General features: G+C 76.1%; 7 protein-coding genes. 2 read left to right on the forward strand and 5 right to left on the reverse strand.

Annotated elements, in window-relative coordinates; genetic code table 11:
- Window positions 1–242: 242 nt before the first annotated feature.
- From AB0O29_RS24535 to AB0O29_RS24555, 5 genes are all read right to left on the reverse strand, one after another.
- Entirely contained in the window at window positions 243–1130 is an 888-nt protein-coding gene (locus tag AB0O29_RS24535; RefSeq protein ID WP_365154812.1) for an FCD domain-containing protein, read from the reverse strand.
- Between the two features lie 201 nt (window positions 1131–1331).
- Window positions 1332–3269: an ATP-binding cassette domain-containing protein gene (locus AB0O29_RS24540; protein ID WP_365154815.1), complete on the reverse strand. Its 1938-nt coding sequence runs from the start codon at window positions 3267–3269 to the stop codon at window positions 1332–1334.
- A gap of 158 nt (window positions 3270–3427) precedes the next feature.
- Window positions 3428–4174, reverse strand: coding sequence for an NUDIX domain-containing protein (locus AB0O29_RS24545; protein ID WP_365154817.1), 747 nt, complete (start codon window positions 4172–4174; stop codon window positions 3428–3430).
- A 117-nt stretch (window positions 4175–4291) separates the two neighbouring features.
- Window positions 4292–6223, reverse strand: coding sequence for a glycogen debranching N-terminal domain-containing protein (locus tag AB0O29_RS24550; RefSeq protein WP_365154828.1), 1932 nt, complete (start codon window positions 6221–6223; stop codon window positions 4292–4294).
- A 632-nt stretch (window positions 6224–6855) separates the two neighbouring features.
- Window positions 6856–8118 (reverse strand): DUF4192 domain-containing protein, encoded by a 1263-nt coding sequence (locus AB0O29_RS24555; RefSeq protein WP_365154820.1) that lies wholly within the window; start codon window positions 8116–8118, stop codon window positions 6856–6858.
- A gap of 123 nt (window positions 8119–8241) precedes the next feature.
- Here AB0O29_RS24555 and AB0O29_RS24560 point away from each other — a divergent pair, with 123 nt between their 5' ends.
- Both AB0O29_RS24560 and AB0O29_RS24565 read left to right on the forward strand, forming a co-directional pair.
- Entirely contained in the window at window positions 8242–10401 is a 2160-nt protein-coding gene (locus AB0O29_RS24560; protein WP_365154823.1) for a RecQ family ATP-dependent DNA helicase, read from the forward strand.
- Window positions 10402–10616: 215 nt separating this feature from the next.
- Complete coding sequence (locus AB0O29_RS24565; RefSeq protein WP_365154826.1) at window positions 10617–11243, forward strand: hypothetical protein; 627 nt, start codon at window positions 10617–10619, stop codon at window positions 11241–11243.
- The last annotated feature ends 91 nt before the right edge of the window (window positions 11244–11334 follow it).

Genomic DNA, 11334 nt, shown 5'->3' on the forward strand with positions numbered 1-11334 from the left:
CTGGGGATGGGCCGGGGGCGCGGGCAGGGGCCGGGGAGCTGCACAGCACCCCAAGGGCTGCTGTCTTCCCTCCGTCGGCCATCACCGCTTAGGTCATCGCGTGACGTCGCAGAGCGTTACGCCCAATCTTCGTGGCCCAGATCACACCGGGGCTCCGGCACCCCCCGCACACCGGTGTCGCCGGGCCCGAAAACGGGCCCGGCGACCGGTGCTGCACCCGCGCGCCCCCGTGCGCCGGAGGCTCAGTGCTCGCGCGGGGCGGGGACCACGCGCTCGACCTCCGGATGCACCGTCAGAAGCTGGCGCATGGCGTTCTCGGCACCCGCGGCGTCACCGGCTGCGAGGGCCTCGACCATCCGTGCGTGGTGGGCCACGCAGGTCTCGCTGGGACGGTCGCAGGAGGTGACGGGGGTGCCGGAGACCTGGAGGGCGGCGGAGACGATGCCCGACAGGTGCTCCAGCATGCGGTTGCCGGCGACCTGGATCAGCAGCGCGTGGAACTCGTTGTCGGCGCGGGCGAAGGTGATCGCGTCGCCCTGGCCGAGGGCGTGGCCCATGATCTCGACCATGTCGGAGAGGCGCTGCTGGACGTCCGGGCGGCCGTGGCCGGCGGCGAGGCGGGCGGCCAGGGGCTCGATGGTCCAGCGGAGCTCGCCCAGCTCGCGGCGCTGGTCGTCGCGCTGGGGGCCGAAGGCGCGCCATTCGATGATGTCGGGGTCGAGGAGGTTCCAGTCGGCGACCGGGCGGACCCGGGTGCCCACGTTGGGGCGGGCGCTGACGAGGCCCTTGGCCTCCAGGACCCGGAGCGATTCGCGGACGACGGTGCGGGAGACCTCGAAGCGCTGGCCGATCTCCTCGGGGACCAGCGGCCGGTCCGCGCCGAGGTCGCCGGAGACGATCATCTGGCCGAGCTGCTGGACGAGTTGACCGTGCAGCCCGCGGCCGCGGCTGCCTGCCGCCCGGCGGCCCACACGGCTCAACTCGACGTCGGCGCCGTCCCAGTGGGGCGGTCCGACCCGGTCCGACCCGGAGGTCTCCGCATAGGGGTAGCGGTCGAGTTCGCCCGGGCCGGCGAGGCCGGTGTCGGCATGGCGGGCGGCGGTCATCATGGTGTGCGCAAGGGTACTCACGAATCCTTTGTCGGCCGTGCCTCCACCGCCCTTGAGGTCTTTGGTGAAAAGCACACGAAAGGGTGATCGGTGCCACCTACGCAATTGACGACTTATCGTAAAGAACCGGGCCTTTTGCGGGGAGTTGTGGTCCGCTTCGCCTGATGTGGCGCGAAGCGGACTTCTCCGGTCCCGCCGGAGACGGCTACCGCATCGGAACGGTCACCAACGGACCCGGCCGCGCAGTCCTGTGAACCCATAGGCGCACAACAGGACCATCAACGACAACAGCAGGGCGGCACCGACGGGTTGGGCCATCACCCGGAAGGCCCCCAGCACGTAGGTGTCCGCCTCCGTCGGCCACGGTGACGAGGCCAGACCGCGCAGCCGGGTGGCGAACCCGGCCGCGGGGTACGCGGAGGGCCCTTCCAGCGCCTTGCGCACCAGCGGTACGACCATCACCGGTACGGCGAGCACGGCCGCCAGCCCGGCCGAGGCGGAGCGGAACACCGCGGAGGCGAGCACCCCGGCCCAGGCGCAGCCGACCAGCAGCCCCGCCCAGCTCGCGGCGGGGGCGGCCCACTCCGTCCAGGTGCCCAGGGGGCCGCGGCCGAAGACGAGCCGGACCGCGGCCGCGTCGGCGGCGACGGCGAGGGCGCCGAGCATCAGGGCGAGCGCGGAGCAGACGCCGAGCTTGGCGGCGAGCAGTCCGAGGCGGCGGGGGACGGTTCCCCGGTCGGCGGCCAGGGCGGGGTAGCGGTACTCCTCGCCGAAGGCCAGCGCGCCCAGCAGCCCCGCCCCGAGCGCGGCGGGGGGCAGCGGGACCAGCTCCGGCCAGGCGGCGAGCACCCGGTCGCGGGGGGTGTGCCCGGTCCGGGCGAGCACCAGGGCGGTCAGGGCGGAGACGGCGACGACGAGGGCGGTGGTCAGGAAGGGCGCGGCGGTGCCGAGGAGGCGGCGCAGTTCGTAGCGCAGCGGGCGCAGCGGCCCGCCCACACGGCGCACGGCCGAGGCGGGGGGCTCGGAACGGGCGTGCGGGGGGCGCGCGCCGGCCGAGGGGCGGCCCTCGGACTCCGGCCCGACGACGGGCCAGGACCCGGCCCCGGTGCCCTGCTCGGCGCGGAACCCACCGCCGGGGGCGGGGCGCTGGTCCGGGCGGGCGTCGGGGGCGGCGGGGGCCGGGGCGCCCGCCACGGCCCGGAGCGGGGCTCCGGCCTCGACCCGCGCCTCCGTCTTGACCGGCCCGCCGGCCCCGGTGCGGGCCTGCGGGACGGGTGTGACGGGGGCTCCGGCGTCGCCCGTCTCGTCGGCGAGCTGGTGGACCAGGACGCCGTTGCGGAACGCCGCCTCGCCGATCTCGGCGCAGTTGCTGCCGTACACGGAGAGGCGGCTGCCGCTCTCCTCGACGATCTCCACGGCGCGGTGCGCCGCCCGGGCCTCGCGGCCCAGCACGTCGGCCAGCCGGGCGGCGTGCGGGGTGCGCACGGCGACCCTCGGGCGCAGCCGGGTGCGGGCGAAGTCCGCGGCCTCCTGGTCGGCGACGAGCCGGCCCGAGGCGATGGAGACGACGCGGTCCGCGCTGCGGGCGGCCTCCTTCGCGTCGGCCGTGGTGAACAGGACGGCCCCGCCGAGGGAGGCGTGGCCGCGCAGCAGCGCGTGCAGCCAGGCGCGCTCCCGTGGCTGGAGGCCGGCGGCGGGCTCGTCGAGGAGCAGGGTGCAGGGGTCGGCGAGCAGGGCCGCGGCCAGCGCGACGCGGCGGTCCATGCCGGCCGAGAGCGAGCCGAGGCGCTGGTCGCGCAGGCCGGCGATGCCGACGACCTCCATCATGGTGTCCGCCCGGGAGGCGGGGACGCCTACGGCCGCGCAGAGCATGCGCAGCTGGCCCCGGACGGTCCTGGACGGATGTCCCGGGACGTCGCCGAGCAGCACGCCGACCTCACGGCCGGGATGCGGGATCCGGTGCAGCGGGCGGCCGCGGAAGTAGGTGATGCCGCGGCCCGGTTCGAGTTCGAGCATGAGCCGCAGGGCGGTGGTCTTGCCCGAACCCGGCTCTCCGAGCAGGGCGGTCACGCACCCCGGGCGGGCCTCGAAGGTGAGGTCGTCCACGAGGGGCGGCAGATCTCGACGGGGTGTGCTGGTGAGTCCGATGGCCTGGAGCATCGCTTCTCTCGCAGGGTGTGAGACCGCTCTGCGGCAGGGTGAGTACCGCATGCAAGATAACGCGATATGTCCGATTTTCTATGCAACCGGTCCGGGTTGTGTCCTCCCGTGCCGCCGTCCGGGGCCGCCGGAGCCGCGCGCCTGCCGACGGCGGGGGGTCAGACCTCCGGCCGCAGCATCGGCGGGTTGAGCAGGGTCGCCCCGCCGGCCCGGAACAGCTGGGCGGGCCTGCCGCCCTGACGGGTCGTCGTCCCCCCGGCGGGCACCAGGAACCCGGGGGTTCCGGTGACCTTGCGGTGGAAGTTGCGCGGGTCGAGCGCCACGCCCCACACCGCCTCGTAGACCCGGCGCAGCTCGCCGACGGTGAACTCGGGCGGGCAGAAGGCGGTGGCCAGCGAGGAGTACTCGATCTTCGAGCGGGCCCGTTCCACACCGTCGGCGAGGATCCGGGCGTGGTCGAAGGCGAGGCCCGCGACGGGCTGCTCGGGCCCTTCCAGGAGCTCGTCGACGGGAGCCCAGCGGGCGCTGTTCGCGTCGCCGCCCGCCCGGGGCGCCGGGAGGTCGGGGGCCAGTACCAGGTGGGCCACGCTGACCACCCGCATCCGCGGGTCGCGCTGCGGGTCCCCGTAGGTGGCGAGCTGTTCGAGGTGCGCCCCGTTGTCCACTCCGGGCGCGGCCGGGTCGTGCGCGCACAGCCCGGTCTCCTCGGCGAGTTCCCGCGCCGCGGCACCCGCGAGGTCCTCGTCCCCTCGGACGAAGCCGCCGGGCAGCGCCCAGCGCCCCTGGAACGGCTGCTCTCCCCGTCGTACGACCAGCGCGCAGAGCGCGTGGCGGCGCACGGTGAGCACGACCAGGTCGACGGTGACGGCGAAGGGCGGATAGGCCGACGGGTCGTAGGGCGACATGCCGCGATCATAGTCGTCTGCCTGACGATAAACAGCGGTTTCGTGATCCCGAGGACGGTGATCTGGAACCCAGTCCGCAACCCGGCGATCAGTCGGGCCCACCGCCCGGGAGCGTCCTCACCCGCCCAGTTGGAGCCCATCGGCGGCCTCCTCCACCATGCCGACGCCGAGACGGCTGATCCGGACGGTGAACGGCTCCCCCGCCACCCGCAGTCCCGCCAGACGAAGGGCTCCGAGGGGGGCGCCCGCCCGGGGGGTCACCGCGACCGTCGACGCCGGGGCGTCGGGACGGACGCCCGCGAGGGCGGTGAGGGCGTGGATCCCCGCGGCGGCGGCCACCGCCGCCGGCCGGCAGGCCGCCGGGTGCGGGAGGGGGGCGCTGCCGGCGGTGCGCTGCTCGGCGGCGTACATCTCCGGCAGCCGGTACCCGAAGACCTCCGCCGCGTCCAGCAGGCCCCGCAGCAGGCCCGCGGCCTCCTTGTCGTGGCCGGCCTGGGCCAGTCCGGCCACGGCGACGGCGCTCTCGTGGACCCGGACGGCACCGGAGCGGTGGCCGAAGGGGTTGTGTCCCGGTTCCCGGGCCGCCATGCTCCGCAGCCCCCAGCCCGAATCCATCGCGGGGGCCCCGAGCAGCCGGGCGAGCTGTTCGGTGCGGATCCGGTCGAGCAGGCCGGGCGCGAGCTGCCCGCCGCCCAGCAGGCCGGTGTCCAGGAGGTGCGCAGCCGCCCCCGTCAGCCGGGCCAGCGGCCGGCCGTCGGGGTGGAGGGCGGCGGCGGGGCGGCCCCCGTCCGGCCCGTCGATCCAGAACCCGTCCAGGAACCTCTCCCGCAGGGCCGCCGCCCATTCCCGCCACTCCGCGGCTCCGGCCCGGCCGCACCCGTCGAGCAGGTCGGCGCCGAGCAGTGCGGCCCGGTGGGCGTGGGCCTGCGTCTCGCACCGCCGGGGTCCCGGGTCCGGGTCGGCCAGCAGGCCGTCCTCGCCCAGCGCCGAGCGGAGCCAGTGCAGGCAGCGCTCCGCGGCGGGCAGGAGGCGGGCCACCTCGTCCTCGGGCAGTCCCCACCGGCGGGCCTCGGCGAGCACCGCCGGGAAGCCGAGGGTGGCTTCGGTGCCGGTGCAGCCCGGGGGCAGCTGCGGCCCGGCGGCGCGCAGCGGTCCCGGGATCATGCCCGCCCCTGGGCCGCGGCCGGAGATCTGGCCGCGGGCCAGTGTCCGCAGGGTGGCGGCGGCGAGCCCGGTGCCGAGGGGCAGCGCCATCCGGGCGGCCCACAGCGACTCCGCCGGGGCCAGCCCGAGCCGCCAGGGCACGCCCGCCGCCGCGAAGGCGTCGCCCGGCTCCGCCGGGTCCCGCAGGAGCAGGGCGCGCAGGTCCTCGACGCTGGTCCGCAGCCATGCCTCGGCCCTCGGGTCGTCACCCTCGGCCCGGGCCTCCGCCAGCGGGTTGGCGACCTGTCCGGCGGGGGCCCGTGCGGTGCGGTCCCGGGTGGTGCGCAGTTCGATGCTGCGGGACTCCCCCGGGCCCAGTTCGAGCTGCCAGCGCAGCAGTCCGGCGGTGGCGAGGGCGTCGTCGGGGGCCGGTTCGGCGGTGGTGACGGCCAGGGCGTCCTCCGTGCTCCAGCGCAGTCCGGCCGCGTGCACCCCGGCGGCGAGCTCGGGCCCGGCGCGGCCGGCCGCCACGGCGGCCAGCTCGGCGAGGTCCGTGCCGAGCGAGACCTCCACGGGCAGGCGCAGGGGGCGGGCCGCGAAGCTGCGTACCGTGATGCGCTCGGTGCCGTCCGCGTGCCGTACCCGTTCGACCCCGATGTCGGGGTCGGGACCGGGCTCGACCCCGGTACGGACGGTGGCGGTGAAGGAGGCCCGGTCGGCCCCGAGGCTGCGTCCCTGGACGGCGACCGGGTCGCGTCCGGCGACGCGCAGCACGCAGCGGGACAGCAGCCTGCGGCCGGACCGGTAGATGCCCTCGATCCCCCGCCCGGTCAGCTGGCCGTGTTCGGGCGAGATGGCCAGGCAGGGCGCGGCGACGCAGATGACGGCCTCGTGCACGGGCGGCAGTTCGACCCGCCGTCCGCTCCCCGCCCCGGGCTGCGGAGCCGCCCCGGGGCCGCCCGGCCCCTGCGGCGGTCTCCCCGCCGGCCCGTCGGGCGCCGTCCCGGACGGGGTGCCGGCGCTGCCGGGCCCCGAAGCCGCCGTCCCCGGACCGCCCTCGGGGCCGTGGCGCTCCCCTGCGGGACGCTCGGAGGGGCGCCCGGCGGGGTGCCCGGCCGGATGACCTGGCGGGGCCCCCGGCGACCGCGCACCGGGGACGTCGCGGACCCCGGACGGGGCCCCGTCCGTCCGGGCTTCGGAGCCGGACTCCGCGACCGGCGGGCGGGAGCCCGGTGCGGGGGCGCCGCCGGGCGCCTGCCGCGGCGGGCGGGTGGTGGGAGCGGGTGCGGTTCCGGGCGGGCCGGTTTCGGGTGCGGGGGGAGTCATGTGTCGCCTTGTCTTCGCTCCGGCCGGTTCCGCTGGGCGGCGGCGCGGCCGGACCCCCACCGCCCACCGGCTGAACGCCCCCACCCCCGCCCGGGTCACGGGCCCCGGTGGCGGCGGCCCGCACCGGGTGGCGCGTGGGCGGCGTGCGCCCGCGCCCACGGCGCCTCGCGGCCGCCTCGGGGGACGTCCCGGGACGGGGGCCTGACGGGCGTTCATCGTCCGCTCCCCTCGGTGCGGCGCGAGGGGCGGCGGCGCGGCCCGGTCCGGCGGCCGGGCGGCCGCGTGGTGGCCGCGGTGCGCTTGCGGCGGGGTTCGCGGCGCCTGCGCTCCTCCCGCAGGCACTGCCGCAGCCCCTCGGGGTCGATGCCCTCGTTGCAGGCGTGGTGGAGCAGTTGGGCGAAGCGGTACTCGGAGTCCGCCCGGAGGGCCAGTCCGAGGGCAATACGGGCGGTCGGCTCGTCCCCGCTGGACCAGGAGACCCAGCCCGCCAGGGTGAGCGGGGCGGCGGCGTGCTCCCCGTAGACGCCGACGCAGCGCCGGGCCAGGGCCCGCCAGAGCCGCAGGGCCGGGGCCGCCTCGTCGCCCTCCATCCACTCGGCGGCGATGTCGCGGATCTCCCGGTCCTGGAGGCCGAGGATCACGGCGGCGGCCTCGTCGTGGCCGAGCAGGGCGTCGTCCCAGTCGTCCGCGCGGGGGCCGCCCTCGGCGGGCGGGGCGAGGGTCAGGCGCCGCATGAGGGTCCGGGCCAGGCCGAGGGTCTGCGCGCCGACCTCCTCGCGGGTCTCCCCGTCGAGGATCCTCGGTACGAGGGACGCGGCGGCCCGCTCCAAGGCCTGCTCCTGCTCGGCGGCCCAGGATCCGCCGAGCGGTGCCAGCCGCTTCTCGATGTCCCTGAGGGAGCCGCGGACCCGGAGCCCGGCGAAGGTGGCGGCCGCGGCCATCACCGAGGTGCCGGGAGCCTCCAGCGGCGTCCCCTCGGCCGGGCAGCAGTCGGCCTCGGGGCAGACGTACGACCAGTAGCGGCCGTCGGAGAGGCACAGGGCCTCCAGGACCGGGACGTCCAGGGCGCCGCAGGCGGTCCGCACGCGCTGGGCCAGCGGCCGCAGACGGGTCATGACCCGCTGCGCGCTCTCCCCGCCGGCCGGGTCCTGGCAGAGGAAGAGCACGATGCCGTCGGGCTTGTCGCCACGCCGTTCACTCGCCTTGATCAGGCATTCGGCGACCTGGCGGGCGGTGTCCTCCCATTCGGCGGGGGCGGCGGGGATCCCGACGCGGAGCCGGCCGCCGAAGCGGCCGCGCTCGCCGTGGACGGCGACCATGACGAGGGAGTCGGTGGGGTGGAAGCCGAGCATGTAGGGCAGCGCGTCGGCCAGTTCGGCCGGACTGCGCAGGGTGATCTGGGGGTCGGTGGGGGCTCCGGCAGGGCTGATGGACGGCCGGCCGGACGTGCTGGGCGATTCGTGGTTCGTCGTCATGGCTCGACGGTCCCGTGCCTGATCCGATCCCGAAACCCCTGTGGATATCTAGTTCAACCTTCAACATCCACAGCCCGGAGCGCGCATTGGCGCGATGTCAGAGGGATCGGGTTGCATGGGGGCATGAACGCAGACCTGAGGTCCTCAGCCGATTCCGTACTCGCCCGCCTCGTGGGCGACCCCACGGGCACCGCACGGCTGCGCGAGGACCAGTGGAAGGCGATCGAGGCCCTCGTCGCGCACAAGCGGCGCGCCCTGGTCGTCCAGCGCACGGGCTGGGGCAAGTCCGCGGTCTACTTCGTCGCCACGTCCCTGCTGCGGGCGAGCGGCGCCGGACCCACCGTGATCGTCTCCCCGCTGCTCGCGCTGATGCGCAATCAGGTCGAGGCCGCCGCCCGTGCCGGCATCCGCGCGCGCACCATCAACTCCGCCAACCCCGAGGAGTGGGAGGGCATCCAGGCCGAGGTCGCCGCCGGCGAGGTCGACGTCCTGCTCGTCAGCCCGGAGCGCCTCAACAACCCCGATTTCCGCGACCAGGTACTGCCCAAGCTGTCCGCCGCCACCGGCCTGCTCGTGGTCGACGAGGCCCACTGCATCTCCGACTGGGGGCACGACTTCCGCCCCGACTACCGCCGGCTGCGCACGATGCTGGCGGACCTCCCGCCGGGCGTCCCGGTCCTGGCGACGACGGCCACCGCCAACGCCCGGGTGACGGCCGACGTGGCCGAGCAGCTCGGCACCGGTGCGGGCACGGACGCCCTGGTGCTGCGCGGCCCCCTCGACCGCGAGAGCCTGAGCCTGGCCGTACTGACCCTGCCCGACGCCGCGCACCGCCTGGCCTGGCTCGCCGACCACCTCGGCGATCTGCCGGGCTCCGGGATCATCTACACCCTGACCGTGGCCGCCGCCGAGGAGGTCACCGCCTACCTGCGCCACCGCGGCCACACGGTCTCCTCGTACACCGGCAAGACCGAGAACGCCGACCGCGAGCAGGCGGAGAACGACCTCCAGGCCAACCGCGTCAAGGCCCTCGTGGCCACCTCCGCCCTCGGCATGGGCTTCGACAAGCCCGACCTCGGCTTCGTGGTGCACCTCGGCTCGCCCTCGTCCCCCATCGCCTACTACCAGCAGGTCGGCCGCGCCGGCCGTGGCGTCGAGCACGCCGAGGTGCTGCTGCTCCCCGGCCGCGAGGACGAGGCGATCTGGCAGTACTTCGCCTCGGTCGCCTTCCCCCCGGAGGAGCAGGTGCGCCGCACCCTCGACGTCCTGGCACAGGCCGGCCGCCCCCTGTCGCTGCCCGCCCTGGAGCCCCTGGTCGACCTGCGGCGGACCCGTCTGGAGACGATGCTCAAGGTGCTCGACGTGGACGGCGCGGTCCACCGGGTCAAGGGCGGCTGGACCTCCACCGGCGAACCCTGGGCGTACGACGCCGAGCGGTACGCGTGGGTCGCCCGGCAGCGGGCCGCCGAACAGCAGGCGATGCGCGACTACGCGGCGTCGACCGGATGCCGGATGGAGTTCCTGCGCCGCCAGCTCGACGACGAGGAGGCCGCGCCCTGCGGCCGCTGCGACAACTGCGCCGGCGCCCGCTTCGCGGCGGCGGTCTCCTCCGCCTCGCTCGACACCGCCCGGGGGGAACTGGGCCGCCCGGGGGTGGAATTGGAGCCGCGCAAGATGTGGCCGACCGGTCTGGCGGCGGTGGGCGTCGACCTCAAGGGCCGGATCCCGGCCGGCGAGCAGGCCGCGCCCGGGCGGGCACTGGGCCGGCTGTCCGACATCGGCTGGGGCAACCGGCTGCGCCCGATGCTCGCCGCCCAGGCAGCCGACCAGCCGGTTCCGGACGATGTGGCCCAGGCCGTGGTGGCCGTACTGGCCGACTGGGCCCGGGGACCGGGCGGCTGGGCCTCCGGCGCCCCGGACGCCCCGGAACGGCCCGTGGGCGTGGTCGCGCTGCCCTCGCGCAGCCGCCCGCAGCTGGTCGCCTCGCTGGCCGCGAGGATCGCGGAGGTCGGTCGGATCCCGCTGCTCGGAGCGCTGGAGTACACCGATCTGGCCCCGGAGTTCGGGCTGCCGTCCTCGAACAGCGCCCAGCGGGTCCGGGGGCTCCACCAGGCGTTGACCGTGCCGCCAGCCCTCGCGGCGAGCCTGTCGGAGGTCCCCGGTCCGGTGTTCCTCGTCGACGACCGCGCGGAGAGCGGCTGGACCCTCGCAGTGGCCGCCCGGCTGCTGCGGCGAGCAGGGGTGAAGGGGGTGTTTCCGCTGGTGCTCGCGCTTCAGCCGTAGCGGAATGAGTCGTCACCGGCGTGGCGGGGCAAGGATATGAACGGCATACCGGCGAATTCCGGTCCGCGTCCTCAAATGCTCATTGCCCCACCGTCGCGGGCCACGCGAGAATCGGAGTGCTCCCGCTCGGCTCGTCGGCACTCTCCTGGGCCGCGCTGCGGCGCGCCCACACCTCAGCCGTGCCCGTTCGCGGGCGTGTACCCGAAGGGAGGACCGTGACCTTCGGTTTCGCCCCGCCCGCGACCGCGTCCTTGAACACGGCCACCGGTGGCACCAGTCGGCACGGCCGACTGCTCGAACCGTCCGAGTGGACCGCGGCGGGGGTTCCCCTGCTGCGCAACCCGCGCGAGGTGGTCAGCGGCCTGCACTCGCGGCACGGCCCCGTGCCGTCCACCGCCGTCATAGCCGTGCTCGGCCCCGAGGAACGGCTCGTCGCCAGCGCCTCGTTCGTACAGCGCTCGGCCTCGGCGGACGGCTGGGAGTACCGCAACGCCCTGCTGTCCCGGCTGCGCCGGGTCATCCCGCACGACCTGCGGCGGCGCACCCCGGTCCGGACGGCGGTGCTGATGTACTGCCGCGACGGGGACGAGCGGTGGACCGAGGAGGACGGGGCGTGGATGTGGGGGCTGCGAGACGCCTGCACCCTGCACGGGCTGCGCTGCGGCGCGTACATCACCCTGACTCGTGGGGGCTGGCAGGTGATCGGCGAAGGCCGGGGCGGACGGCATCCCGGCTCGGAGTCCCGGCCCGAGCGGCTCGGTTCCATGACGGAGATGGCGCCGCTCCCCCTGAGCACCGCCGGCGGCACGGTCGAGCCCCTGCGCCGGGCGGCGGCCCGCTAGGGCCTGTCGTCAAACTCCCGTCGTCGCCCGAAGGGCGGCCCCGCGGCGTCTGGTGCGTGCTCTCGGCGTGCCGGGCGGAAGCCCGCGTACT

The sequence above is a fragment of the Streptomyces sp. NPDC089915 genome (genome assembly GCF_040684675.1).
Lineage (GTDB): Bacteria > Actinomycetota > Actinomycetes > Streptomycetales > Streptomycetaceae > Streptomyces.